Consider the following 25,120-nt stretch of genomic DNA (forward strand, 5'->3'; position numbering starts at 1 on the left):
AGCTCATGAAGGTGATCACGTCCATCGACGACGCGGTGTCCTCGATCGGTGCGGAACTCGGCGTCAGCGACTGGCTTCAGATCGACCAGAAGCGCATCAACGATTTCGCCGACGCCACCGGCGACCACCAGTGGATCCACGTCGACGTCGAGCGGGCCAAGGCCGAAAGCCCCTACGGCACACCGATTGCGCACGGCTTCCTGACGCTGTCGCTGATCCCGGCGCTGTCCAAGGACAACTACCGCGTCGAGAACGCCAAAATGGGCATCAACTACGGACTCAACAAGGTGCGGTTCGTAGCCGCGGTGCCGGTGGACAGCAGGGTGCGGGTGCGCTCCGAACTCGCCGACGCCACCAAGGTCGACGAGAACACGGTCAACCTCACCGTCAAGCACACCGTCGAGATCGACGGCGTCGACAAGCCGGCCGCGGTGGCCGAGATGATCGTCCGCGTCATCTTCTAGCGATTTCGGCGCGTTTACCGCCGCTGCGCGACGGTAAACGCGCCGAAATCGCGAGGGACCGCGAGTTATTCGGGCTGGTAGCCGAACGGCAGCAGCACGCTCTTGGCCTGCGTGTACTGCTCGATGCCCTCGGGCCCGTTCTCGCGACCGATGCCCGAGTTCTTGTAGCCACCGAACGGCGCACCCGGGTCGAAGGCGTACATGTTCACCGCGTAGGTGCCGGTGCGGATCTGGGCGGCGATCTTCATCGCCTTGTCGTTGTCGGTGGTGTACACCGAGCCGGCCAGCCCGTAGACGGAGTCGTTGGCGATCCGCACGGCGTCGGCTTCGGTGTCGTAGGGAATCACCACCAGCACCGGACCGAAGATCTCCTCCTGGGCGATGGTCATCGAGTTGTCCACATCGGCGAACACGGTCGGCTGCACGAACCAGCCGCTGTCCAGGCCCTCGGGACGGCCGCCGCCGGTGACGATGCGGGCGCCTTCCTCGACGCCCTTCTTGATGTAACCCTCGACCCGCTCGCGCTGGCGCTCCGAGATCAGCGGCCCGATCATGGCGCCGGCGTTGTCGGGCAGGCCGACGGGCATCGCCGCGACCGCGCCCGAGAGCTTCTCGACGACCTCGTCATAGCGCGAGCGCGGCGCCAGGATGCGGGTCTGCCCGACGCAGGCCTGACCACAGTTCATCAGGCCGGAGAACACCAGCATCGGCAGCGTCGAATCCAGGTCGGCGTCCTCGAGAATGATGGCCGCCGACTTGCCGCCCAGCTCCAGCGTGCACGGCTTGAGCTTCTCGGCGGCGATCTTGGCGATCTCCTTGCCGACCGCGCTGGAGCCGGTGAACGTGAACTTGTCGATCTCGGGGTTGGCGGTCAGCGCGCGGCCGGTCTCCGGCCCGCCGGGAACCACCGAGAGCACACCCTCGGGCAGCCCGGCCTCGGCGAAGATCTCGGCCATCGCGAACAGCGACAGCGGGGTCTCGGCGGCGGGCTTCACCACGATCGTGCAGCCGGCCAGCAGGGCGGGGCCCAGCTTGTTGGCGGCCAGGAAGAACGGCACGTTCCAGGCCGTGACGGCGGCGACGACGCCGATCGGCTCGCGCAGCACCATCGTGGTGCCGTAGACGCCGTCGCGGAAGTCGCGCCAGGTGAACTTGTCGGCGGCGCCGGCGAAGTACTGGAACGACGCCATCGCGGCGCCGTACTGCATCATGTCGACGATCGTCGGCGGCTGACCGGTCTCGGCGGCCAGCAGGAACTTCAGCTCGTCGGCTCGCTCTTCGAGGATCTTGACGGCGCGGCCCAGGATCTCGCCGCGCTCGGCGGGCGACATCTGCGGCCAGGGACCCTCGTCGAAGGCCTTGCGGGCGGCGGCGCAGGCGGCGTCCACATCGGCCTTGGCGGCCAGCGGTACCTTGCCGACGAGTTCGCCGGTCGCCGGGGAGTGCACCTCGATGACCTCAGCGGTGGACGGCTCGGTCCACTTACCGCCGATGAACAGCTTGTCCCACTCGGTTTTGAACGCGGTGCTCTGTGTCATACCCGTCACATTACCGACTGAAGACAAAAACTAGAACCTGTTCATTTCGGCGAATTCGCCGGTCGCAGCACCAGCACCAGATTGCTCACCAAGAACTCCCGTACCCCCCGAGCCGACGTCAGCCACCACGCCCATCGCGGGTGGTAACGCGGGAATGCCGCGACCAGCGCACCGGTGCCCGCCGCCCAGCGCAGGCCGTCGGCCGCGGACACTGCGAAAAGCGACGACCCGTAGTCGTTCTTGGGCGGATGTCCGTGCTTGCGGGTGTAGCGGGCGGCCGCCCGGGCCCCGCCGAGGTAATGGGTCAGGCCCATCTCGTGGCCGCCAAAGGGGCCCAGCCAGACGGTGTAGGACAGGATCGCCAGCCCGCCGGGCCGGGTGACCCGCAGCATTTCCGCGCCCAGCTGCCAGGGCCGCGCGACGTGCTCGGCGACGTTGGAGGACAGGCAGACGTCGACGCTGCCGTCAGCGAAGGGCAACGCCATTCCGGAGGCACGCAGGAACGAGCCCGGCGCCGCCTGCCGCACGGGTTCGGCGGCGTGCATCTCGGCCGGGTCGGGCTCGACGCCGACGTAGCGCCACCCGGCCCGGGTGAACGCCGTCGCGAAGTAGCCCGGGCCGCCCCCGACGTCGACCAGGGTGCCGCCGGCGGGTCCCTCGGGGTGATCGGCGCGCCACAGGTCGGTGACCATGTCGGCGGTGTCGGCGGCCAGCGCGCCGTAGAAGCGGGCCGGGTCGCGCTGTTCGTAGCGGAACTCCGCCAGCAGCCGCACCGAACGGGCCAGCGTGGCGCGGGTGGCGAAGCGGTCGGTGACGGCCATCGGCCCCACCCTAGTGAGCGGGTGCGCCCGGGTGTCACCGGCGGTATCGGGGTCGTGGCGCCGTCTGCCGCGGCCGTTCCGGGTCGCGGCCGCTCAGCGATAGGCTGAGCGTAATGTCCACACCCGTTCGCTCCGTCTTGCTGCTGTGCTGGCGGGATACCGGCCACCCACAGGGTGGTGGCAGCGAAACCTACCTGCAGCGCATCGGCGCCCTGCTGGCCGAATCGGGCATCGACGTCACCCTGCGCACCGCTCGCTACCGGGGCGCACCCCGTCGTGACGTCATCGACGGGGTCGCGATCAGCCGGGGTGGCGGTTCCTACAGCGTCTACATCTGGGCCGGGCTGGCGATGGTCCTGGCCCGCGTCGGGCTGGGTCCCCTGCGGCGGGTGCGCCCGGACGTGGTCGTCGATACCCAGAACGGGGTGCCGTTTCTGGCCCGGCTGGCGTTCGGTCGGCGGGTCGCGGTGCTGGTGCACCACTGCCACCGCGAGCAGTGGCCGGTTGCCGGCCGCTTCGTCGGACGGCTGGGCTGGCTGGTCGAATCCTGGCTCTCCCCGCGCATGCACCGGCATAACCAGTACGTCACCGTCTCGCTACCCTCGGCGCGGGACCTGTCTGATCTGGGCGTCGACCCGGCGCGGATCGCGGTTGTCCGCAACGGCCTCGACGAGGCTCCGGCGCAGACCCTGACCGCGCAGCGGTCGGCGACCCCCCGCGTCGTGGTGCTCTCGCGCCTGGTGCCGCACAAGCAGATCGAGGACGCGTTGGAAGCCGTCGCCGCCCTGCGGTCCCGGGTCGACGACCTGCATCTGGACATCGTCGGCGGCGGCTGGTGGCATGAGCGCCTCGTCGAACGGGCCAGCCTGCTCGGCATCGCCGAGGCGGTCACCTTCCATGGCCACGTCGACGACACCACCAAACACGCTGTCGTGCAACGGTCCTGGGTGCATGTGCTGCCCTCCCGCAAGGAGGGCTGGGGCCTGGCGGTCATCGAAGCGGCCCAGCATGGCGTGCCGACGGTCGGCTACCGGTGCTCGGGCGGGCTCACCGACTCGGTGGTCGACGGGGTGACCGGCGTGCTGGTCGACGACCGCGACGAGCTGGTCGACCGCCTGGAGCGGTTGCTGACCGACCAGGTCCTGCGGGAGGAACTCGGCGCCAAAGCCCAAGCCCGCAGCCGCGAATTCTCCTGGCAACAGAGCGCCGACGCGATGCGCAACGTGCTGGAGTCAGTGCATGCAGGAACCCGCGTCAGCGGTGTGATCTAGGAGACCGAATTCCCATGAGCGACAACACCCGCCCCAGCCCCCTGCAGTACATCGCCTACAGCTACGGCAAGGTGCTGCCCGACTCGATGCAGGAGTGGGTGCGGCACGACCTCACCAGCAAGGGCGCGCAGCGCCGAACGTTCTTCCGGGTCGCCATCCCGGCGCTGTTCATCCTGGCGCCGCTGTGGCTGATCCCCACCACCGTCTACATGCATCTGGCGATGACGGCACTGCTGTTCGTGCCCTGCCTGTACTTCACCCACGCGCTGGACAAGATCTACCGCGCGCACCGGCTGCGTCAGCACGGCCTGGACGACAGCCTGGTCAACGAGCGTGGCCGGGAACGCGATGCGCGGATCGCCGACGACTACCGCAGGCGCTACGGGCACGAGGACACCGGCAGCTAACCGCGCTGGGCGTCGGCGTACAGGTGCACCAGGCCGGAGGCGACGGCGTAGCGCGGCCCGTGCACCGCGTCGACGTCGGCCCGCCCGACGGCCACCGGAACGTTGCGCAGCGATTCGCCGACGGTCCGCAGCAGTTCGTCGTCAAGCGCCCCACCGCCGGCCAGCACCAACGCGACTGGCGGTTGGTCGAAGGCTCTCAGGCAGCGCGCGATGTTGGCCGCCACCGTCTGTTGTTTGACCGCCAGCCGCAGGCTGCGCCACTCCTCGGCGGCCAGCCGGTTGGAGAACGGGACCAGACCGGCGCTTCCGCGGGTGCACAACCGGCCGATCGCCTCGGGCGGTGCCGGGGAGTCCAGGAACACCCGGCGCCCGTCCTCCTCGTGGGCAATGTGTGGGCCCTCCACCCGGATCGCCGGTGAGCGCTTGACCTGTTCGGCCAGCGCGCGCGGGACACCGAGGGTGGCCGCGACGGCGGTGGTGATGGCCTCCCCGGCCCCGGCGCCCACCACTTCCCGGTCCGGGCCGATCAGGTCGATCGTGCCGCCGCCGATGTCGCAGACGATCGACCCGGGCGGCAGATGCGGGGTGGTGTGTGCGCCGCGCGCGGCCGCCCGCGGCTCCGAGGAGATGGTGCGGGCCGGACGCCCGCACATCTCCTGCAGGGTGGCCGCGGCATCGGCGACCTCGTCGGCGGCCAGCAGCGCGACGACGGTCCCGGTGGTCTCCGCGACGCCGCGGCGCAGCCAGGCCCCGTCGTCGATCGCCCTGAGGTTGGTGAAGTAGGCGTCGTCGACGGCGATCCCGTGTGCGGCCGACGGCAGTGCGCCCAGCCGGACCGCCACCACCGTGCCGGGTGGCCGGACCCGCAGCAGGCTCTCCGCCTCGGCGGGGGAATAGCGCCGGAGCACCCCGTCGATACGGCACTCGGCGTAGTCGTCGTCGGGAGCGGGTGGCCCGGGGTCCTCGGTCCGCAGGGTCACCGCGATCGCCGGCGAATCCGCCAGCTCGCGGGTGAATTCGGCGATCCGGTGGATGTGTTCGTGGCCCACCCCGAGGGCGGCCGACAGGGCGATCGGGTCGGCCAGCGCGCGGTAGGACCGGCCCTCGGCCACCACCTCGATCGCCACCGGGGCACCGCACGGCAGACCGTCGAGGTCCACCTCGTCGACCACCGGTATGCCGCCGGGGATGCGGTTGGCGATCAGGACCGCCTCGTCGCGTTCGGCGATCACCCCGCCGATCTGCCAGCCGCGACCGACGGCCTCGGTGATCACACCCGCGGCCACCTCGAAATCGACTGTCGCATCGACCGAGACGACCACCGGGCCGGCGGTGACCGGGTCGGCCAGGCCGGCCAGCGGCAGGTGGGCGCCGACGGCCGAGCCGCTCCCGGCCGGGGTGCTCGCGCTGGGCCGGCGCAGGCTGCGCACCGGGCAGTGCGGTGGCGTCGGCGGCGGCAGCGGCGCGGTCGCGGTGTCCACCGGGCGCAGCGCCGACAACACGATCTCGTCGACGTGCAGCTGGGCCTGCACTTCGAGCTTGTGTAGCAGCGCCGCCGCCCCGGCCAGTGAATCCCGGGAACCCTTGCGCCCGCGGGTCGGTGCCTGTCCGTGGCACACCGGGTCTATCGACCCCGAACCCACCCGGGCCACGACGATCTCGGTGGTGTGGTTTCCGACGTCGATTCCGGCGACCACGCTCAACGCAGCAGGCCCCGCCGCTGATAGACCGTCGCGGCGTGGCGCACCAACTCCGCGCAGCGCTGGGCACCGCGCGACTCCAACCCGGCCACCAGCGCCTCGAGCTCCTGGGCCGTCGAGCGGTGCGGGCGCAGCGACTCGTAGAGGTTCATCACCTCGTCGTCACCCATGGTCGCCAATTCGGCTGCGCGCAGGAAGTTCTCGGCCAGCTGCGGGTTACCGCCGGCTTCGGCGACCGCGGCCTGGTGGGCCAGCGTGGCCGGATCCATCCGCAGATCCGACAGCGTCAGCTTGCCGTCCACGGCGGCGGCAACGGTGAAGCGGTCCTCGCTCATGCGCGCTCGACCGTCAGTGCAGGCTCGCCGGGCTCGCAGGCTGCGCGTTCGAGTGCCACCAGGGCGACCGCGCGGGCGTGATAACGCGCCGAGATCGACTCGTCGGTGCCGCCGGTGAAGATCGGCACCGGGGCCATGCCCTTGGCGTGGCGGGCGGCGTTCTTGCCCAACTGCCGGTACATGTCGGCGTTGAGCAGGGGAGCGACACTGAATAGCTCCAGGTTGGCCAGTGGGGCCAGGTCTCGTCGGTGTATCAGCGCAGTTCCTTTGCCTTGCAAGCCGATTCCAATCCCCGATCCGGACAGTTTGGCCGCGGTCAGCCCGATCAGGCCGACGTCGATGGTGGAGCGGATGCGGACCAGCCGGGCCACGCAGCCCTCTTCTTCCAGCCCGGCCTCGATCTGCCGCAGCGCCTCGCCCACGGTCAGTCCGCACAGGGTCAGCCAGACGCTGCGGCCCAGCGCCGGTGACAGCCCGATACATACCTCGCGGGGATCGCTGCCCTGCCGGGCCGTTTCGACCGGGGTCAGGATGATGTGCCCGCGATGGTCGTCCTGATCCGCGGTCAGCTCCGCGGAGGTCTTGGCCTGCCGGATGTTGTCGATCTCGGCCCGGCGGTGCTCGGTGAGCGCGTAACCCGTTGCAGGTCCGGCATAGTCGTTGGGATCGGTGAGTTTGGACAGCACATTGAAGTTCTCGTCGAAGATCGCCGAGGTCTGCAGCTGGTCGCCACGCAGCCGCTCGGCGGTCAGCCGCATGATCGACTCCGCTTCGGCCTGGTAGCCGGTGCGGTGCAGGGCGGCGACCACATCGAAGACGGTCAGTTGGCGAGCCTCGATCGCCGCGGCGGCCTCGGCCACCATCTTGGGGTGCCCGGGGGGCAGGTCGCGAGAACCGTTGGCCACCACCACTTCGTCGACGCGGGCGTCGTCATAGTCGGCCAGCCCCAGATCCCGGTAGACGGCCTGCACCGCCTTGGCGGCGCGGCGGCGCACCGTGGCCAGGTGCTCGGCCGACACCGTCCGCAGGCCGCCGTCGGCACCCCAGTCGCGCTGCAGCACCAGGAAGTCGTCCATATCGTCGGAGTTGAAGTTGGACAGCGCAAAAGCGTTGTCGTAGCGGGGAATCGAACCGAATCCGGAGAAGATGAAATCGGCCCCGGCGAGCAGGACCGGCAGGGTGTGGGCGCTGCGGCGAATGTCGGATTCGGAGATCAGGTTGTCGTTGCCGGCGCAGGACTCCAGATCGCGCAGCATCACCATCAGGTTCTCGGCCAGGAGTTCCTTCATCCCCTCCGGTACCGACGCGACGACACCGACCCCGTCGATCCCGCCGTTCTGCACACCCTGCGACCCGAGCGCGCGGGCCAGCGACACGCACCGCGACTCCAGATACAGGATGGAGCACTTCTCGGCCGCGCCCATCAGGACCTCGGCCCCGCCGCCGCTGGTGACCCGCATCTTGAGGCCGCGGGAGGCGTAGGCCGAGGTGAGAATCGCCTTCGAGAACGGGGTGTCGTCGCCGTCGACGAACACCTGCTCGGTGCCGTAGATCGAGATCGTCTCGGCGTAGCTGGTCAAGCCCCGCAGCCCCAACCGGAGTTCGAGGGCTTCTTCGATCGAGCACTGGGCCAGCGCGCCGGGCAGACCCACCTGGCTTCCGATCAACAGCGCCACCGCGTTTGACGGTGCGTCGCCGAGCACCGGAACCGTGGTCTCGACCTCACGGAAGCCGTAGGCCACCGCGCTGGCGGCGTCGGCGGCGATCAGCAGCGGGTCGTCGAGCTGATTGGTGACGTGTGCCTGGTTGCTGGGGGTGCGGCGGGCCCGCATCTTGGCCATCGCCATCTGCATTTCGACCGGGCTCAGCAGCGCGACGACGCGGGCCAGTTTGGCGGGGGTGGTCCCCCCGATCAGGCGCACCACCTCGGATCGGGGCACGTTGATGTCGACGGCCATTCGGGCCAGGGCGGCGTCGTCGAGCGCCATCGCCTCGGCGGCGACGGCCAGGTCGATGCCGTGCCGGGCGATGAACTCATCGATGACGTCGAATTCGTCGGCCGGCTTGCCGTCGAGTTCGACGACGACACCGTCGGAAACCACCAGCGACGGCGCGGGATCGTTCGGGCTGCGCATGGCGACCAGACCCAGCGCCGGGTCGGCCACGCTGAACCCGTCGAGGTTGACCGGTTTGGCGTCCAGGATGCGCATGCGGCCCAGGTCGAGGTCGCCTGGGTGGTGTTGTGCGGCAGAGCCATCGGTGGGCACCGCCATACTGTCCGGCATCCTCGTCCTCGATCCAGGGCCAATTGTTGCATGGTGCGAATCGCACTGTCCTCGAAGAGGATACGTCCCGTCAGTCGACCGCGCGGCCGGTCACCGAAGTTGACCGCCGCCGCGGCGCGGCCGCCAGGGCCGCCCCGGTGGCGGCCAGCAGGGTCAGCCACACCAGGTGGGCGGCCACCACCGCGGCGCGCTTGCCCTGGGCGGCGGCCGGCCGCGCGCCGCCCACCCGATAGAGGGTCAGCTCGTCGTCGTGGTAGGCGACCGAGAGGCGCTGCAGTGTCTGTCGCGCGTCGCCCACCGTTCCCGCGCTGCCGGTTTCGACGACCACCCAGCCGACCCCGGCATCGGCCAGCGCCTTGGGACTTCCGCCGGCCAGCAGCATCCGCTGGACCTCCCGGGCGTGGCCGCCCTCACCGAGGACGGTCTGGTTCGAAATCGTGAGGTCGCCGGTTGCCAGCACGTCGGAGCGCACCCAGCGCGGGAGCGGGTCGAGCACCGGCGCCGGGCCGGACCACCTGAACTCGCGCATGCTGTCGGTGGGCAGCACCGCCACGGTGCCCGGATCGGCGTTGAGGACCTGCGCGGCGATGTACCAGCCGGCGGGATAGCGCACCGGCTGCACCTTTCCCCAGGCGCCCCAGGCCAGATCCGGTAGCACCGCGATGAGCGCCACGGCAAAGACCAACGCCGTCACGGCCGGTCGCAGCCGGCTCCGCAGCGTGACCACCGCGGCCGCGCCGGCCACGGCGTAACCGGGCATCGCCAGGGCCACCCACTTCTGGCCGTCGCGAAACAACCCGAGGCCGGGCACCGCCTCGATCAGGGCGCGCATCGCCGCCAGACCCGGCCCGGTCGCCATCGCGGCGGGCAGGAGCACGCTGACCACCGCCAGGATCAGCAGCGGCACCGCGGCGCGGCGGCGGATCAGCGTCGGCAGCCCGGTGGCCACCACTGCCAGCAGAACCGCGGTCGCCAGCAGCCCCAAAAGCGTTGTGCGGGAGGAGGGAACTGCCTCGGCGTTCCAGATCCCGCCCAAACCGGCCAGGCTGCCGAGGGTGCCGAGGCCCGGTTCCGCGCGGGCGGCGAAGGCAACCACACCCGTCGACGGTGACCCGCCGAGCGCCCCGCCGAGGGCCGACGCAGTCAGCCATGGCAGCGCACTGAGCACTGCCGCCGTCAGTACCCCGACCGCGCACCACAGCCGGGGCACCCCGTCGCCGGGCATCGCGATACACACCAGCGCCACGATGACGGCCAGTAGCAGACCGGTCGGGGTCAGCCCGGCCAGCGCGATCCAGAACCCCACCGCCGCCCAGCGTGCCCACCCCGGCGCAGGGGTGCCGTGGCGCAACCGGGCCACGGCCGCAGCGGCCCAGGGCAGGCACCCATAGCCGACCAGCAGGCTCCAGTGGCCCTGCAGCAGCCGTTCGGCGACGTAGGGATTCCACACCGCCAGCGTGCTGGCCACCAGCTGACCGGGCGGCCCGGCATCGGGCACCAGCAGCGCCGACAGCCGGGCGGCGCCCCAGGCCGCCAGGAAGATTCCGGCGATCAGCAATGCCTTGACCACCACCCCGCCGTCGATGACCGCAGATGCGACGGCCACCAGAAAGTCCTGGGGAAGGGCGCGCGGTGCTGATTCGTTCAACCCCAACGCGGCGTCGGACAGGTAGGACCGCGGGGTCGACACCGCGTCGCGCAGCAGCAGATAGCCCGGCGCCCACAACGGTGCCGTCACCGTGATGGTCAAGAGGAGGGCATAGCCGGGGACGAGCCACCGGGTCGCCCGGCGTGGCCGGGGCACAGCAGTGCTCACCGCTGCGGGGGCGGAGGCTCCAGATCCGGTCGCGCCGCAGGCAGCTTCTCGGTCGCGGCTTCGGCGGCGGGCATCGGCCCGGTCTCGTCCTTGCCGAAGAATCCGTGGTCGGCGGTGTCCAGACCGGGATCGATCAGTGCCGATTCGGCCCGGACGCTGAACGTCCCCAGCAGGATGCCACCGACCAGTGCCACCAGACCGGCCGCGGTGAAGCTGATCGGCAGGACCCGCGACCACAGACCCACCCGGTCGCGTTCGTCGCGGGCCGAGGCCACCTGAGACTCGACGGTCTGCTCGGTCGAGGTCACCTTGTAGTCGGCCAGTTCCATCTCCGGGCGCACCGGGTCACGCGCGTAGTAGTGGTTGGCGTGCTCTTCGGACTTGACGATGGTGCCCGTCACCGGATCCACCCAGAAAGTGCGCTGCGCCGCGTAGTAGCGGGTCATCGTGACCGGCTCGTCGGGCGGGCCGGGCAGACCCCACAGCGACGCCCGCGCGGTCACCTCGCCGTCCTCGGCGTTGTCGAACAGCGATGCGTACTTCAGCGGCTCGACCAGCTTGCCGTCGGCGTCGTAGCCGACGTTCTGGGTGAACCGGTAGGTCGTCAGCCCGTTGACGTCGTCTTCACCGTCGTAGTTGGCGTCGAAGGCCTTCTGCGCGATCGGGTCGAAGTACGGGTAGGTCTTCTTCTCGGTGTTGAACGGGAACCGGTAGGACAGGCCCTCGTGCGGCAACGCGATGTTGGTCGGCGGCTTGTCGTCCTCGATGGTGCGGGGCTTCTGCACCGAGCCGCCCGGGTGGGTGTCGTCGGACATCGCCATCGCGGTAGCGCGGTTGAGGGTCACCGTGTCGACCATGGCCAGCAGCAGCCCGTTGTCCTGTTGCTTGTCGCTGCGCCGCACGCTGGTGCCCACCTGCAGCGTCACCACGTCGGCGTTGGCCGGGGACTCGACGGTGATCTGCTGCTGAGACACCAGGGGCACGTTCTTGTCGACCACGAACCGTTCGCCGCTCAGCGACGCCGGATCCAGCGCCGTGCCGGTCCCGTCGCTGACCAAGGTCTCGTCGATGTTCAGCGGGATCTTCTTGATCTTGCCGGAGGTGTAGGTCGTCAACAGCAGCGCGGCGATCAGCAGGGCGGCCCCGAGACCGATGATGCCGTATGCACCGATACGCAACATGCCTGCGCGGTTCACGCTGCCGTGGCCTCCTCACTCGCGAACGACTTCCGCATCGCCTGACGGCGAAGCAAACCGGTCTGACCCTAACAGCAGACGCCGAGCTACCGGCTCATTAGGAGGTCACACCGCAGCCCCGGTGTACCCACTTTCGCGGGGCCGCAGCACACCGGCAGACTGGCTGCATGACAGCGAACGCGGAGCAGGTCGGGGGCACCCGCGGCTTCCTGCCCGCGGTCGAAGGGATGCGTGCCTGCGCGGCCATGGGCGTTGTCCTCACCCACGTCGCGTTCCAGACCGGGACGGCCACCCCCGTGCTGGGCCGGTTGCTGCACCGGTTCGACCTGGCTGTGGCGGTCTTCTTCGCCCTGTCGGGATTCCTGTTGTGGCGCGGCCACGCCGCCGCCGCCCGCGGACTGCGCCACCGCCCGCCCACCGGTCACTACCTGCGCTCCCGACTGGTGCGAATCCTGCCCGGGTACCTGGTGGCGGTCCTGGTCATCCTGACCCTGCTGCCCGAGGCCAACCACGCCAGTCCCACCGTGTGGCTGGCCAACCTCACCCTCACCCAGGTCTACGTGCCGCTGACGCTGACAGCCGGGCTGACCCAGATGTGGAGCCTGTCGGTCGAGGTCAGCTTCTACCTGGCCCTGCCGATTCTGGCGTTGCTGGCGCGGCGGCTGCCGGTGCGGGCCCGGGTGCCGGTGATCACCGCGGTCGCACTGGCCAGCCTGGGCTGGGGTCTGCTGCCGATCCACACCCCGGCCGGGGTGAACTTCCTGAACTGGCCGCCGGCCTACGCGTCCTGGTTCGCCGCGGGCATGCTGCTGGCCGAATGGACGGTGAGCCCGCCGGGCTGGGCGCACCGCCTGGCCCGCAATCCCTGGGCCATCACCGGCATCGCGCTGGTGGCCTACCTCATCTCGGCTTCTCCGCTGGCCGGGCCCAAGGACCTGGTCCCGGCGACGCTGGGCCAGTTCGTCGTGCGCACCTCGATGGGCGCGATCGTCGCCGGAGCCCTGCTGGCGCCGCTGGTGCTCGACCGGCCCGACACCACGCACCGCATCCTCGGCAGCCCGGTCATGGTTGTCCTGGGCCGGTGGTCCTACGGGCTGTTCATCTGGCATCTGGCCGCGCTGGTGATGGTCTTCCCGATGGTCGGCAAGTTCATGTTCAACGGGAACCTCATCGTCATGCTGGTGCTGACCCTGGTGCTGGGCTTCGCGATGGCGGCGGTCAGCTACGCCCTCATCGAGTCGCCGTGCCGCAACGCGCTGCGGCGCTGGGAGTACCGGCGGGCCGGTGCGGGGCGCCGCACGACGCCGGTTCCGCCGCTGGACAGCTCGGTCACCGATGCGCCCGAACCGATCATTGCGCGATGATCTCTGCCAGACCTGTCCGAGTCTGAAGGGACCGCTATGGCTGTTGGGCCGTTGACCATCATGTTCTGGCCGGAATCGGCCTACGGGCCGACCAACCAGTGCATCGGCCTGGCCGCGATCCTGCGCGACCGCGGCCACCGGATCGTGTTCGCCGCCGAGAGCTCGTGGGCCGGCAAGCTCGCGCCACTCGGGTTCGTCGAGGAGCTCGTCGACCTGGCCGAACCGGCCGAGGGGGCCGCCGACGAGGACCCGGGCAAGTTCTGGTCCGACTTCATCGCCGAGACCGCCCCGGAGTTCCGCAAGCCCACTGTTCAGCAGCTCGAGACCTTCATCCAGCCGACCTATCAGGCGCTCATCGACGGGGCCAAGTACTGCCAGCCGCGGTTGAGCCAGATCGTCGCCGAGCACCGGCCCGACGTCATCGTCGAGGACAACGTCGTGCTGTTCCCCGCGTTGGTGACCGCCGGGGCGCCCTTCGTGCGGATCGTGTCATGCAGCCCGCTGGAGGTCCCGGGCCCGAACGTCCCGCCCCCGTTCTCCGGGCTGCCCAGCGCCAATCGGTCCCAGTGGGATGCCTACCGGGCCGAGTTCGACCGCACCCATCGGGCGATGTGGTCCGACTTCAACGACTGGGCCCAGCAGCAGGGCGCGCAACCGTTGCCCGAGCTGGAATTCATGCCGCGCGACAACGCCGCCAACCTGTACGTGTACCCGGCCGAGGCCGACTATCTCGATGCCCGACCGCTCGACGCCAGCTGGACGCGGATGGACTCCAGCGTGCGTGAAACCGACGCCGAGTACGTGCTGCCGCAGCAGGTCGCCGACCGGCCGGACTCCAGCGCGCTCATCTATCTGTCGCTGGGGTCGCTCGGCGGCGCCGACGTCGAGCTCATGCAACGACTGGTCGACGTCCTCGGTACCACCCGGCACCGGTTCATCGTTAGCAAGGGCCCGCAAGCCGATCGAATCACGTTGCCCGACAACATGGTCGGTGAGCAAATGCTGCCGCAGACGAAGATCATCCCGCAGGTCGACCTGGTCATCTCGCACGGCGGCAACAACACCGTGACCGAGACGCTGCACTTCGGCAAACCGTTGATCGTGCTGCCGCTGTTCTGGGACCAGTACGAAAATGCCCAGCGCATCGACGAATTGGGCTTCGGCGTGCGGTTGGATACCTACGGCTTCGCCGACGACGAGCTCACCGGCGCGGTGGACACTCTGCTCGCCGACACCGCGCTGCGGGACCGGCTAGCCGACATCGGTGCGGCGATCCGGGCCCGCGACGGGCTGCGCGTCGGCGCGGACGTCATCGAGCAGGTGGGCAGGCAGCACAGCCGGTGAGTCGCGAACTCGACTCACTGGATCTCGCTGACGGTCATCGGCTTTCGGTCGTCGCCGGACCCGACGGGCTGGCGGCAGTCCCCCTGGTGCACGACCCCGACGGGTCGTGGCGGCGGGCACGCCCGGGCGACGGCGCGGCCGAGGCGGTGCTGGCGATGCTGGCCGCCGCCCCCGGCGCCTCGGTCCGCGGTCGGTTCACCGTGCATGCCTGGGCGTCCCGCCCGGTGGTCGGGGAACGGTCGATCGCCGTGGACCAGACCAACGAGTCGGTGATCGTCGGCGACGCCGCAGTGGTCAAGTGGGCGACGCACCTGCAGGACGGGCCCCATCCCGCACCGCGCCGGATTGAGGTGCTGCGCGCCAACGATTTTCGCTTCATGCCCAGCCCGTGGGGACTGGTGACCTGGCGGCCGGACGGCGGCGCCGAGACGCTGGTGGTAAACGTCGACGAGTACCTGCCGGGTGCGGTGGACGGCTGGACATGGGCGGTCGACTCGATGGTCGCGGCCGCGCGCGAACCCGGGCCGCGCACCGAGGCGGTGGAGTCGGCGGCCGCCCAGGTCGGCACCGTGGTCGCCGAACTACACGCGGCGCTGGCCGGGACCGCCACCACCGCCTCCGGCGCCGACGCCGGTCGGTGGTGTGCCGCGGCGCTGGCGACACTGGAGGAATCCCGGACGCTGAGTCCGCCACCGATGGCCGAGCTGCTAGGCGATCGCGGCCCGCAGATCGAGCAGATCCTCGGCACCCTGGGCGATCTGGGCGGCAGCGTGGTGATCGAAGGGCACGGCGATCTGCACGTCGGCCAGGTGCTGCGCTACTCCGGCGGGTACGTGGTCACCGACTTCGACGGCAACCCGGTGTTGCCCGCCGCCCAGCGTGCGTTGCCGATCCCGGCGGTCCTCGACGTCGCCGGCATGACCCAGTCGCTGGCCCATGTCGCGATCGTCGCGCGGCGGCACAATCAACTCGACGACCGGTCGCTGGCGGTCGTGGATCACGCTGCCCGGCAGGCCTTTCTGCAGGCCTATGCCGCTCGCCTGGCCGCCCTGGGGCACGGCGGCCTCTACGACTCCCGGGCACTGCGCGCGTTTCGGCTTCAGCAGGTGCTCCGTGAAATCGTCTATGCGGCGCGGCATCTGCCGCGCTGGATGTACGTACCCGAGGCGGCATTGCCCGCGCTGCTCGACGAAAGGACCACGAGTGATCCCTGACGGCTTCGCCGCTGACCTGGCCCGCAAGCCCGAGGTGCTCACCCGGCTGGCCGGCACGCTGGCCCAGGGCAATCCGTGGGCGGACGTGGTCCCGCCCGACACCACCCGGGTGGTACTGGTCGGCATGGGCTCTTCGGCGTACGCCGGTGGTGTGGCCGCGGCGCGGATGCGGGCCCGGGGACTGGTGGTGGCCGCCGACCTCGCCTCGTCGCGGCTGCTGCCGGATTGGGGCCCGGGCACCCTCGTCGTCGCCACCTCGGCCACCGGCGGATCGGTGGAGACCCTGGCCGCCCTCGAGCGGCTTCCGGCCGGGGTGACGACGGTCGCGCTCACCAACACGCCGGGTTCGGCCATTACCCAAGGGTGCGGCGCCGTCGTGGACCTGGCCGCCGACCCGGAGGAGGGCGGCGTGGCCTGCCGCACCTATCAGCACACCCTGGCGCTGCTCCTCGCGCTCGAAGCGCACCTGGCGGGTGCGGACACCGCAACGCTGGCCGGCACGCTCAGCGCGGCGGCGACGGCCAGTGCGCACCTGCTCGACACCGAATCCGACTGGCGTCCAGCGGTATCGGAGCTGGTCCTGGGTCCGGAGGGCACCCACCTGGCCGCACCCGCGCACCGGTTCTGTTCGGCGCAGCAGGGTGCGCTGATGCTGCGGGAGGGGCCGCGCCGCCCCGCCGTCGGCTGCGAGACCGGGGACTGGAGCCACGTCGACGTCTACCTCACCAAGACCACCGACTACCGGCTGCTGGTCTTCGCCGGCTCGGAGTGGGAGGAGCAGATGGCGGAGTGGACCACGCTGCGGGGCACCACCGTCGTCGGCGTCGGCGGCAGTGTGCCCGGCGCGGGCTTCGCGGTGCGTTACCCCGGCGACGACGACGATGACGTCCGGTTGCTCACCGAGGTGCTGGTGCCCGAGCTGGTCGCCGCCCGGGCCTGGCAGGCGCAGGCGGGCTAGGTCGTCGAACGTGGGCCTGGTGTACCGGATTTCGCGGCTATGCGTACATTGGGCCTACAGTGGGCAGCGATCCCACGATCAGCCGTTGAGCCGGGCGATGACCTCGTCGCGCACCGCGGACCGGCGGGCCTTGCCCGCGTCGTCGCGCAACGGGGTGTCGACGAATTCCACGGTGCGCGGCACCTTGTAGTCCGCAAGCAGCCCGGCGACGAACCCGCGTACACCGTCCTCGTCGAGCGCGGCGCCGTCGGCGTGGACCAGGGCGTGCGGCACCTGCCCGAGGTCCTCGTGCGGCACACCGACGACCAGACAGGACAACACCGACGGATGCGCCGACAGCGCGTTCTCGATCTCGGCCGGGTACACGTTGCGCCCGCCGACGGTGAACATGTCCACCCGCCGGTCGGCCAGGTAGAGGTAGCCGTCCTCGTCGAACCAGCCCAAATCGCCCAGCGAGTCCCAGCCGTCGCGCGACCTGGCGGTGCTGCCGATGTAGCGGTAGGTCGGCGCGCTGCCCGGGTTCGGGCGCATGAAGATCTCGCCGAGCACGCCGGGCGGGCACTCGTTGCCGTCGTCGTCGAGCACCTTCATCTCGCCGGCCACCACCCGGCCCACCGATCCGCGGTGGGCCAGCCACTCGGTGCCGCTGATGAACGTCAGGGCCTGAAGTTCGGTGCCGCCGTAGAGTTCCCATACCGCATCAGGGCCGAGCAGGTCGATCCAGGCCGCTTTGATGTTCGGCGGACAGGGTGCGGCCAGGTGCCACATCCGGCGCAGCGACGACAAATCGTAGGCGCCGGGGTCGGCGTGGTAGACCGGCAGCAACCGCTGCATGATGGTGGGCACCGTGGCCAGATAGTTGACCCGGTGTTCGCCGATCAGCCGCAGGAACAGCTCCGGGTCGAACCGGCGCATCAACACCAGATGCTGCCCGGTCAGCAGCGCGATGGTCGCCGAGGTGAATCCGGTGTTGTGGCTCAACGGAACCGGCACCAATTGGGTGTCGGTGGGCTCGTTGCCCATCGACATCGCCAGCAGCTCCGCGGGGATCCGGCCCGGCCCGCCGGCCTCGATGAGCTTGGGCCGGCCGGTGCTGCCACCGGAGGCCATCGACTTCCACACCGGCGAAACAGCTTCGGGCAGCGGCTCATCGGACAACTCCGGGCCGCCGGTGAACTCGGCGTCGACCGAGGGCACCAGTCCGCGCGGGTCGGGCCGGCCCACCAGCAACGCCCGGGGTTTCAGGTCCAGCAGGTCGGCGAACTCCGCGTCGGGTAGCCGCGGGGACAGCGGTTGCGGGACGGCGCCGAGCTTCCACACCGCCACCGTCGCCTGCACCCATTCGATCGAGTTCGCCACCGCGATGGTGACGTAATCGCCGTGGCCTACCCCGAGTTCGGCGTAGGCGCGGGCCAGCCGGTTAGACGCCGACTCCAGCTGCGCGCGGGTGAGCGTTCGCCCCTCGCAGGTCACCGCCGGCTGGTCGGGCGACTCAGCGGCCAGCTGGCTCAGTCTCGTCCCGATCGGCGGAATCTCGTCACTCATAGGCACCTTGTCTGGCGAAGATGCTGCGCGGGTTGTCCACCAGCATCGTGGTGATCTGCTCGTCGGTGACGCCCCGCGCCCGCAGTGCCGGCAGCACGTCGCGGTGGATGTGCAGGTAATGCCAGTTCGGGGCGGCCAGCGGAAGCGTCGCCTCGGGCAGCCAGTCGATGTAGCAGGACGCGTCGTGGGACAGCACCATCTTGTCGGCGTGCCCGCGTTCGCACATCCGCGCCACGGTCTCGACGCGGTCGTCGAAGCTGAGCACGAGGTCCAGGCCGAAACGGTCCATGCCGAGGTAGGAGCCCGCGGAGGCCAGCTCCTCCAGGTAGTCCAGGTCGGTGGTGTCCCCGCAGTGGCCGATGACGACCCGGCTCAGGTCCACGCCCTCCTCGGCGAAGATCCGCTGCTGCTCCAGCCCGCGGCGGGTCGGCGCGTGGGTGTGCGTGGTGATCGGCACGCCGGTGCGCCGATGCGCCTGGGCCACGGCCCGCACCACCCGCTCCACACCGGGGGTGATACCGGGTTCGTCGGTGGCGCACTTGAGGATTGCCGCCTTCACCCCGGTTCCGGCGATCCCCTCGGTGATGTCCTGGACGAACAGGTCGGTCATGGTCTCCGGGCCGCCCAGCGCGGTCCCGGGGCCGGTGAAGTGGAAGTACATCGGTACGTCGTTGTAGGTGTACACCCCGGTGGCCACCACGATCTGCAGTTCGGTCTGGGCGGCGACGCGCTGGATGCGGGGAAGGTAGCGGCCCAGGCCGATCACCGTCGGGTCGACGATGGTATCCACGCCGATGGCCTTGAGTGCGTTGAGCTTCGCGACGGCCTCGGCTTCGCGGGCGGCCTCGTCGCCCCAGCCCTGCGGGTAGTTGGCCATGACCTCCGGCGACAGCACGAAGACGTGTTCGTGCATGAGCACGGTGCCCAGGTCACCGGCCGGGACCGGGCCCCGCACGGTCTCGATCGGTGACGGCCCTATCGTCGGTGATGGCCCTGTCATGACCGCCACACTAGCCAGAAACGGTTGTCGCCTCGGCGGTTTCGCCGTCCCCGGTTTCGCCGTCCCCGGTTTCGCCGTCGTCGGTGCCCCTGGTGTCGCGGTGTGTGCGCACCACCGACGCGGCCAGCGCGCCGAGTCCGATCAGAGCCAGCAGCTGCACCCACGGCGAATGCCCGATGTAGCCATCCACCGAGCGCCACGGGTACCGGGACAGCACCGCACCGGCCAGGATCAGCGAGCACGCGGTGACTCCCAGCGTCACCCGGTCCCGCAGCCGGTCGAAGCGGCGCAGCCCGTAGCCCAGCAGGATCGCCAGCCCGAACACCGCCACGCCGGCGATCCCGGCGATGAGCCCGCCCGCCACCAGCACACCGGTGCCGGCCAGCAGCGCCGAGCGCCACGGGCGGGGCGGCGCCCATCGGGTGGGCGGGCGGCGCGACGGGACCAGCGCCAGCAGCACCAGCAGGGGCAGCAGTGCCAGGCCGGCCGCCAGCCCGATCCGATAGGTGCGATTCGACGGGAAGCTCAAGGTGACGGTGCCCTGCTCGCCGGCGGGTACCACCCACCCCTGCTGCCACCCGTTCACGACCACCGGGGTCAGGGTGACGCCGTCGGGCAGGTGGGCGACCCAGCCGGGATTGACGCTTTCCGGGACTACCAGGACCCGCGCGGTGGCCGCCCTGGTCAGGCTGATCTCCCGGCGGTCGGCGCTCCAGTGCCGGACGTCGGCGGCAGTGGTCGAGGCGGTGGGGACCTGGCCGGCCAGCGGTCCGCTGAGCTGGGCGCCGTCCACGACGAACGCCGAGCCGGGGCTGATCAGCAGTTCCTGGCGGCCGGCGGGCAGGGTGATCGGGGTCGGGTCACAGGCCCGCGCCGGGACAGGCTCGCCGTCGAGCAGGTCCCCGACGGTGGTTCGCACCGAGGTCTGCACGAACCGCCCCGACACCGCGACGATGGGACCCTGCCCGCACGGGATGTCGATGGTGCGGGCGCGGTTGCGCGCCGCGTCGGCCGCCGCGACCGGGGCGCCGTCGGGACCCAGCACCCGGACTTCCGCCAGCCCGGGCGGCTTGAGCTGGTCGAACCCCAGCGCGGTGCGATCGATGACGTCGTCCCAGTCCAGCAGGCTGATCTGCACGGTGTCGGTGACGCGCGGATGCAGCGACACCGACTGCGCACCGGCCTGCGGTCCGGCGGCCAGCCTGCGGATCTGCGGACCGTCACCGAGGTCGATCGCCACCATCGTGGGGTGGGTCGGCAGCGCCGAGGAACTGGGCGTCAGCTCCAGCCCGGTGACGTCGGTCGGTTCGGGCAGCGTCACCGTCAGGGTGGCGGCGCTGCGGTGCTGCACCACGTTCTGCGGCGCCGTCCACGACGTGCGGGGATCACCGTCGGTGGCGGCGTAGGCCGAGCCGTCGACGTCGATGAGGTCGGCGTCGGCGCGCGACCGGGTGGTGCCGGGCTGGGCGATCAGGTCCGCCAGGTGCGGGCCCTGCCGCGCGCGCACCCACACCGTGGGGCTGACCTGGATCGGCTTCGGCACCGTCAGGGTCCGGCTGAAGGTGACGGGCTCTTCGGGGGCCAGCGTCATCGACGCCGCGCAGTGCACGCCGTCGGGTGAATCCGCGCAGCCCTGCCGCCCGAGCAGCTCCGAACCCAGGTCCCAGGCCGCCACCTCCGAACCGGCCGGCGGCCCCGGCACCACCAGGGTGTGGCGCAGGTCGACCGGGTGGGCGAACCCGGACGCGTCGTATTGCGTCACCGACAAGTCGGTGACGCCGAACTGGACACCCGAGGAGCCGTCGTCGGTGCCGATCGCGGCGATCCGGACCCAGGGCGTCTCGCCGTACGGCAGCGCGATCGTCAGCGGTTTTCCGGGGTCATCGAACCGCACGGTGGTGGTGCCGTTCATCGTCGAGACCTGGATGCGCCGCACCTGGGCGCCGACGGCGGTCGCACTCGGGGTCAGGGTGAGCGTCGCGTTTGTCACCGGCCGGTCGAAATCGACCTGCAGCCACTGCCCGATCGCCGGTTGCAGCGAGTTGGACACCCACGCGGTGGCCGGATCGCCGTCGATGGCGGCCGCCGGCCCGCTGGCGGGGGCGACAACGGGTAGCGCGGTGGAATCCGACGACGAACTCGACGCGGTCAGCCGTCCACCGGTCCAGGCACCCTGCGCCAGTTTGGCGCCGGGTACCGGGTAGTCGGGCACCCGGTTGAAGGTGTTGCGCCGGTCGCCCGCCGCCCTGGCCGCCGAGGAGTGGTCGTCGACGCGCCCGTAGTCGGTTTCCCGGTCGACCGGGGTGTCGGTGACCGTCACCAGCGGGACGGCCAGTCCTGCCTGCTGGGCGTCGGAGGTCAGCACCATCGGGCCCAGCGCAGCCTGGCCGAGCAGCCGACGCCGCTCGTCGATGCGCAGCAGCACCTCGGGTCCGCCGTCGACCCGCGCCATCCGGCCGGCGTCGGTCAGGTAGGGAGTGCTTGGATTGCCTTGGGTGCCAACGCGATAGATCTCGACCGCCGGGTAGCGCGGGCGCAGTCCGCTGTCACTGATGAAGCCCTCCAGGGTCCCGGGGCCCACGGGATCACCGAACTGCGCCACCTTCTGCAGCCCCGGCGATCCGTCGATGGCCCGGTGCACCAGCAGTGGCCGCGCCGACCGCGACTTGTCGGGATCGAGGTCGTTGCGCACCACGACGTAGGCGATGCCCTGACGGGCCAGCGTGTCGGCCAGGCCGGCCGAGGGGCGGCCCGCGGCGAACAACCGCTGCACCGAGTCCAGTGCCCGGATCGTCTGCGGCGGGGTCAGCGGGATGGAATCGCGGACACCCCAAGGGCTTTCGCCGAGCACCTGCAGCGGCTCGTCATGACTGTTGCCCCACACCTGGGTGGCGAACGGGGATCCCGGCACCACCAGCACCCGCCCCGGCGTCGGCTCGCCGGTGTTGTGCTCGGTCAGCCAGTCCGCGGTCTGGTGCCAGTAGTCGGGGATAGCGGAGAATGCACCCGGCGGGGTCAGCCTTCCGGTCCAGGCCATCGAGGTGGCGACCATCAGGGCCGCCAGGACCACGATGCCCACCGCCACCCGCTTGTCGTCCTCGGGGTGGGCGAACGCCCGGATCCACACCGGGCGCGGCGCGCTGCCCGGCAGCGGGATCCGGCCCAGCAGATGGGCCAGCCCGAGCACCAGCGGGATGCGGACCACCGGCTCGAGCTTGTGCACGTTGCGCAGCGGCGCGCCCGCGGCGTCCAGGAACGCCTGCACCTGATGGGCCACCGGCGACCCGAGCCCGCCGGAGTAGCCCAGGCCGAGGAGCGCGACGCCGATCAGCAGCATGGTGATCAGCCGTCCGCGGGCCGGCATCGAGCGCAGCGCCAACCCGGCCATCCCGCCCGCGGCGACCAGCGTGGTGGCCAGCACCATGGCCGGCTGGGTCACCAACTCGGCGGCCGCGGTGGCGTTCGGTGACACGAACGGCGTCCAGCTGTCGGTGCCGCGCAGCACCTCGGTCAGCGACGTCCACTGGGTGGTGACCCCGGAGGATTCGATGAAGTCCAGGAACGGCGGGCTGATCCGGCCGAGTAGCAGCAGGGCGACCATCCACCAGGTCACCGCCAGCGCCGAGGCCAGGGCCCACCACGCGGTGAACCGCCACCACCGTCGGTTGGGCCGGTGACACAACCACCAGATCACCGCGGGTAGGCAACCGGTGATGGTCGCGACCGCGTTGACCGCACCCATCAGGGCCAGCGCGATGCCAGCCCGCCCGGCCAGCATCCGCAGTGATCTGTTCGGCTCGCCCCGCAACGCCAGGATCACCGGCAGCAGCACCCAGGGTGCCAGCATCATCGGCAGGGTCTCCGACGAGATCGAGCCCAGGGTGGTCAGCACCCGGGGGGAGAGCGCGAACGCGGCGGCGGCGACGATCCGCGCCGGCCTGGTGCCGATGCCGAGCGCTTCGGCCACCCGCAGCAGTCCCCAGAAACCAGCGGTCAGCAGCAGCGCCCACCACAGCCGCTGGGTGATCCAGCCGGGCAGCCCCAGGGTTTCGCCGAGCAGGAAGAACGCGCCGTGCGGGAACAGATAGCCGTAGGCCTGGTTCTGCGCCTGCCCGAACGGCAGGTCGCTGTTCCACAGGTTGGCCGCGCGAGCCAGGAAGCGCAGCGGGTTGGCGGTCAGATCGAGCTTGGTGTCCGGCGAGATCAGTCCCGGTGACTGCGTGAAGCACAGCGCCAGCGCGACGCCGAAGACAACGGCCAGCCAGCGCCGTGATAGCGGCGGGGTCGTGATGGGCGCCTCCGTGCCCGCGGGGGAGGCGGCGGCGAGCGTGCTCAGACTAGCCGCGGTTGCCGTACTCGACGCGGTTCAGCACCGACGATGCCGGGTCGCCGGGCGACAGCGGCGGCTTGGTGTCCTGCTGGATCATCAGCGTGACGCCGAAGACGGCGGCGGCCCCGAGCAGCAGGCCGACCACGATGCTGGCGGCGGCAGGGACCACGAACCGGGTCATTATTCGGTTCTCCTTGCGGTGCTGGGGGTCTTGATCGCTATGGGTGAATACCCGCTGGCAAACCTAGCACGCGGTGAACCGCGGTTGGCCGACGGCGAGGGCCGTGACAGCATGTCCGGATGGCCACACGCCTGTTCTCGCTTCGCAGACTCGCGGCCCTGTCAGCATTACCGCTGCTCGTCGTGGGTTGTTCTGCCCCTTCGTCCCGAACGGCGGCGCCGTCGTCGGCCCCGGTGGGCACGTCGTCGTCGGCCGGTTCGGTGCCGCTGGCCGGCCCGGCCCCGGCCCCGGCCACCCCGGCGCAGCCCGCCTGCGGCGACGGCCCGGCGGTGCTGGGCTCGATGTCCACCCGGGACAAGCTGGCCCAGGTGCTGATGGTCGGGGTCAAGAGCGGCGCGGATGCCCGCACCGTCGTCGAGACCTACCACGTCGGTGGCATCTTCATCGGTAGCTGGACCGACCTGACGATGCTGACCGACGGCTCGCTGCCGGACTTCGCCAATGCCGGCCCACTGCCGCTGGCGGTCAGTGTCGACGAGGAGGGCGGCCGGGTCTCGCGGTTGACGTCGCTGATCGGCGCCGCTCCCTCGGCTCGGGTGCTGGCGCAGACGAAATCCCCCGACGAGGTCTACCAACTGGCCCTCGACCGGGGCCGGCAGATGCGCGGACTGGGCATCACCATCGACTTCGCCCCCGTCGTCGACGTCACCGACGCCCCCGACGACACCGTCATCGGTGACCGCTCGTTCTCCAACGATCCGGCCGTGGTCACTGCCTATGCCGGTGCCTACGCCCGCGGGTTGCGTGACGCCGGCCTGCTGCCGGTGCTCAAGCACTTCCCCGGCCACGGTCACGGCTCGGGTGACTCGCACACCGCCGGCGCGGTGACCACGCCGCCGCTGGCCGATCTGCAGAACGACGACCTGATCCCCTACCGCACGCTGACCACCGAGGGGCCGGTCGCGGTCATGGTCGGCCACCTCGAGGTTCCGGGCCTGACCGGCACGACCCCGGCCAGCCTCAGCGCCGCGGCGGTGGGCCTGCTGCGCAGCGGCGGCTACGGCGGCCCGGGCTTCAACGGGCCGGTGTTCAGCGACGATCTGTCCAGCATGGCGGCCATCGCCGATCGGTACGGCGTCGCCGAGGCGGTGCTGCGGTCCCTGCAGGCCGGCACCGATGTGGCGCTGTGGGTGACCACTGACGAGGTGCCGGCCGTGCTGGACCGCCTGGAGAAGGCGGTCAACGCCGGCGAGCTGTCGATGCCCGCTGTCGAGGCTTCGGTGCTGCGGATGGCCGGCATCAAGGGCCCGAATCCGCGCTGCGGCGGTTAGCCTGGGACGCACCCCGCTGC

General features: G+C 70.8%; 19 protein-coding genes. 8 read left to right on the top strand and 11 right to left on the bottom strand.

Annotated elements, in window-relative coordinates; translation table 11 throughout:
* Positions 1-5: 5 nt before the first annotated feature.
* On the top strand, positions 6-464 hold the full coding sequence (locus tag ADBZ9K_RS24780; RefSeq protein ID WP_526624898.1) for a MaoC family dehydratase: 459 nt from the start codon (positions 6-8) through the stop codon (positions 462-464).
* A gap of 65 nt (positions 465-529) precedes the next feature.
* Here ADBZ9K_RS24780 and ADBZ9K_RS24785 read toward each other — a convergent pair whose 3' ends face one another.
* Together ADBZ9K_RS24785 and ADBZ9K_RS24790 are read right to left on the bottom strand one after the other, a co-directional pair.
* Complete coding sequence (locus tag ADBZ9K_RS24785; RefSeq protein ID WP_526624899.1) at positions 530-2,002, bottom strand: aldehyde dehydrogenase; 1,473 nt, start codon at positions 2,000-2,002, stop codon at positions 530-532.
* 41 nt (positions 2,003-2,043) lie between these two features.
* A complete protein-coding gene (locus ADBZ9K_RS24790; protein WP_526624900.1) occupies positions 2,044-2,823 on the bottom strand; it encodes a class I SAM-dependent methyltransferase in 780 nt (259 codons plus the stop codon).
* A gap of 113 nt (positions 2,824-2,936) precedes the next feature.
* Between ADBZ9K_RS24790 and ADBZ9K_RS24795 the strand changes: the two genes are divergently transcribed.
* Both ADBZ9K_RS24795 and ADBZ9K_RS24800 read left to right on the top strand, forming a co-directional pair.
* Complete coding sequence (locus ADBZ9K_RS24795) at positions 2,937-4,094, top strand: glycosyltransferase family 4 protein (RefSeq protein ID WP_526624901.1); 1,158 nt, start codon at positions 2,937-2,939, stop codon at positions 4,092-4,094.
* A 14-nt stretch (positions 4,095-4,108) separates the two neighbouring features.
* Entirely contained in the window at positions 4,109-4,501 is a 393-nt protein-coding gene (locus ADBZ9K_RS24800) for a DUF5313 family protein (RefSeq protein ID WP_526624902.1), read from the top strand.
* Here the strand turns inward: ADBZ9K_RS24800 and ADBZ9K_RS24805 are convergent.
* The 5 genes from ADBZ9K_RS24805 to pgfA all read right to left on the bottom strand — a co-directional run bounded on the left by ADBZ9K_RS24805 (position 4,498) and on the right by pgfA (position 11,833).
* Positions 4,498-6,198, bottom strand: a complete 1,701-nt coding sequence (locus ADBZ9K_RS24805; RefSeq protein WP_526625622.1) for a diol dehydratase reactivase ATPase-like domain-containing protein — start codon at positions 6,196-6,198, stop codon at positions 4,498-4,500. The two genes, ADBZ9K_RS24800 and ADBZ9K_RS24805, sit on opposite strands and share 4 nt — an antisense overlap.
* A gap of 2 nt (positions 6,199-6,200) precedes the next feature.
* Positions 6,201-6,536: a diol dehydratase small subunit gene (locus ADBZ9K_RS24810; protein ID WP_526624903.1), complete on the bottom strand. Its 336-nt coding sequence runs from the start codon at positions 6,534-6,536 to the stop codon at positions 6,201-6,203.
* On the bottom strand, positions 6,533-8,746 hold the full coding sequence (locus tag ADBZ9K_RS24815; RefSeq protein ID WP_526625623.1) for a propanediol/glycerol family dehydratase large subunit: 2,214 nt from the start codon (positions 8,744-8,746) through the stop codon (positions 6,533-6,535). Before ADBZ9K_RS24815 ends, ADBZ9K_RS24810 begins: the two co-directional genes overlap by 4 nt.
* A 145-nt stretch (positions 8,747-8,891) precedes the next feature.
* The gene (locus ADBZ9K_RS24820; protein ID WP_526625624.1) at positions 8,892-10,625 is read right to left on the bottom strand and encodes an MmpA family trehalose lipid delivery protein; all 1,734 of its coding nucleotides are present in this window, start codon (positions 10,623-10,625) and stop codon (positions 8,892-8,894) included.
* 8 nt (positions 10,626-10,633) lie between these two features.
* Positions 10,634-11,833 (bottom strand): cell envelope lipid trafficking protein PgfA, encoded by a 1,200-nt coding sequence (pgfA, locus tag ADBZ9K_RS24825; protein ID WP_526624904.1) that lies wholly within the window; start codon positions 11,831-11,833, stop codon positions 10,634-10,636.
* 167 nt (positions 11,834-12,000) lie between these two features.
* On the opposite strand from pgfA, the gene ADBZ9K_RS24830 reads away from it, so the two are divergent.
* The 4 genes from ADBZ9K_RS24830 to ADBZ9K_RS24845 are packed head-to-tail and all read left to right on the top strand — an operon-like array spanning position 12,001 to position 16,713.
* Positions 12,001-13,197 (top strand): acyltransferase family protein, encoded by a 1,197-nt coding sequence (locus ADBZ9K_RS24830; protein ID WP_526624905.1) that lies wholly within the window; start codon positions 12,001-12,003, stop codon positions 13,195-13,197.
* Between the two features lie 36 nt (positions 13,198-13,233).
* Positions 13,234-14,541, top strand: coding sequence for a glycosyltransferase (locus ADBZ9K_RS24835; RefSeq protein ID WP_526624906.1), 1,308 nt, complete (start codon positions 13,234-13,236; stop codon positions 14,539-14,541).
* The gene (locus ADBZ9K_RS24840) at positions 14,538-15,755 is read left to right on the top strand and encodes a glucosamine kinase (protein WP_526624907.1); all 1,218 of its coding nucleotides are present in this window, start codon (positions 14,538-14,540) and stop codon (positions 15,753-15,755) included. The genes ADBZ9K_RS24835 and ADBZ9K_RS24840 overlap by 4 nt, the downstream gene beginning before the upstream one ends.
* Positions 15,745-16,713 (top strand): SIS domain-containing protein, encoded by a 969-nt coding sequence (locus ADBZ9K_RS24845; protein WP_526624908.1) that lies wholly within the window; start codon positions 15,745-15,747, stop codon positions 16,711-16,713. Before ADBZ9K_RS24840 ends, ADBZ9K_RS24845 begins: the two co-directional genes overlap by 11 nt.
* Before the next feature lie 78 nt (positions 16,714-16,791).
* On the opposite strand, the gene ADBZ9K_RS24850 is transcribed toward ADBZ9K_RS24845, so the two are convergent.
* From ADBZ9K_RS24850 to ADBZ9K_RS24865, 4 genes are read right to left on the bottom strand one after another with little or no spacing between them, the layout of a single operon-like run.
* Positions 16,792-18,258: an AMP-binding protein gene (locus tag ADBZ9K_RS24850; protein WP_526624909.1), complete on the bottom strand. Its 1,467-nt coding sequence runs from the start codon at positions 18,256-18,258 to the stop codon at positions 16,792-16,794.
* Entirely contained in the window at positions 18,251-19,258 is a 1,008-nt protein-coding gene (locus ADBZ9K_RS24855; RefSeq protein ID WP_526624910.1) for a phosphotriesterase family protein, read from the bottom strand. The genes ADBZ9K_RS24850 and ADBZ9K_RS24855 overlap by 8 nt, the downstream gene beginning before the upstream one ends.
* Positions 19,259-19,268: 10 nt before the next feature.
* Entirely contained in the window at positions 19,269-23,549 is a 4,281-nt protein-coding gene (locus ADBZ9K_RS24860) for an alpha-(1->3)-arabinofuranosyltransferase domain-containing protein (RefSeq protein ID WP_526625625.1), read from the bottom strand.
* A gap of 46 nt (positions 23,550-23,595) precedes the next feature.
* Positions 23,596-23,769, bottom strand: coding sequence for a DUF2613 domain-containing protein (locus tag ADBZ9K_RS24865; protein WP_082690271.1), 174 nt, complete (start codon positions 23,767-23,769; stop codon positions 23,596-23,598).
* A 119-nt stretch (positions 23,770-23,888) separates the two neighbouring features.
* On the opposite strand from ADBZ9K_RS24865, the gene ADBZ9K_RS24870 reads away from it, so the two are divergent.
* The gene (locus ADBZ9K_RS24870) at positions 23,889-25,100 is read left to right on the top strand and encodes a glycoside hydrolase family 3 N-terminal domain-containing protein (protein ID WP_526624911.1); all 1,212 of its coding nucleotides are present in this window, start codon (positions 23,889-23,891) and stop codon (positions 25,098-25,100) included.
* Positions 25,101-25,120 lie beyond the last annotated feature (20 nt).

Origin of the sequence: Mycobacterium sp. (genome assembly GCF_965229265.1) — a bacterium.
Lineage (GTDB): Bacteria > Actinomycetota > Actinomycetes > Mycobacteriales > Mycobacteriaceae > Mycobacterium.

What these genes read in the sequence shown, in the direction of transcription:
- ADBZ9K_RS24810 (WP_526624903.1), bottom strand. Translation starts at nt 6,536, where the DNA reads ATGAGCGAGGACCGCTTCACCGTTGCCGCCGCCGTGGACGGCAAGCTG.
- ADBZ9K_RS24830 (WP_526624905.1), top strand. Translation starts at nt 12,001, where the DNA reads ATGACAGCGAACGCGGAGCAGGTCGGGGGCACCCGCGGCTTCCTGCCC.
- ADBZ9K_RS24780 (WP_526624898.1), top strand. Translation starts at nt 6, where the DNA reads ATGAAGGTGATCACGTCCATCGACGACGCGGTGTCCTCGATCGGTGCG.
- ADBZ9K_RS24850 (WP_526624909.1), bottom strand. Translation starts at nt 18,258, where the DNA reads ATGAGTGACGAGATTCCGCCGATCGGGACGAGACTGAGCCAGCTGGCC.
- ADBZ9K_RS24815 (WP_526625623.1), bottom strand. Translation starts at nt 8,746, where the DNA reads ATGCGCATCCTGGACGCCAAACCGGTCAACCTCGACGGGTTCAGCGTG.
- ADBZ9K_RS24835 (WP_526624906.1), top strand. Translation starts at nt 13,234, where the DNA reads ATGGCTGTTGGGCCGTTGACCATCATGTTCTGGCCGGAATCGGCCTAC.
- ADBZ9K_RS24785 (WP_526624899.1), bottom strand. Translation starts at nt 2,002, where the DNA reads ATGACACAGAGCACCGCGTTCAAAACCGAGTGGGACAAGCTGTTCATC.
- ADBZ9K_RS24795 (WP_526624901.1), top strand. Translation starts at nt 2,937, where the DNA reads ATGTCCACACCCGTTCGCTCCGTCTTGCTGCTGTGCTGGCGGGATACC.
- ADBZ9K_RS24870 (WP_526624911.1), top strand. Translation starts at nt 23,889, where the DNA reads ATGGCCACACGCCTGTTCTCGCTTCGCAGACTCGCGGCCCTGTCAGCA.
- ADBZ9K_RS24800 (WP_526624902.1), top strand. Translation starts at nt 4,109, where the DNA reads ATGAGCGACAACACCCGCCCCAGCCCCCTGCAGTACATCGCCTACAGC.
- ADBZ9K_RS24790 (WP_526624900.1), bottom strand. Translation starts at nt 2,823, where the DNA reads ATGGCCGTCACCGACCGCTTCGCCACCCGCGCCACGCTGGCCCGTTCG.
- ADBZ9K_RS24855 (WP_526624910.1), bottom strand. Translation starts at nt 19,258, where the DNA reads ATGACAGGGCCATCACCGACGATAGGGCCGTCACCGATCGAGACCGTG.
- ADBZ9K_RS24865 (WP_082690271.1), bottom strand. Translation starts at nt 23,769, where the DNA reads ATGACCCGGTTCGTGGTCCCTGCCGCCGCCAGCATCGTGGTCGGCCTG.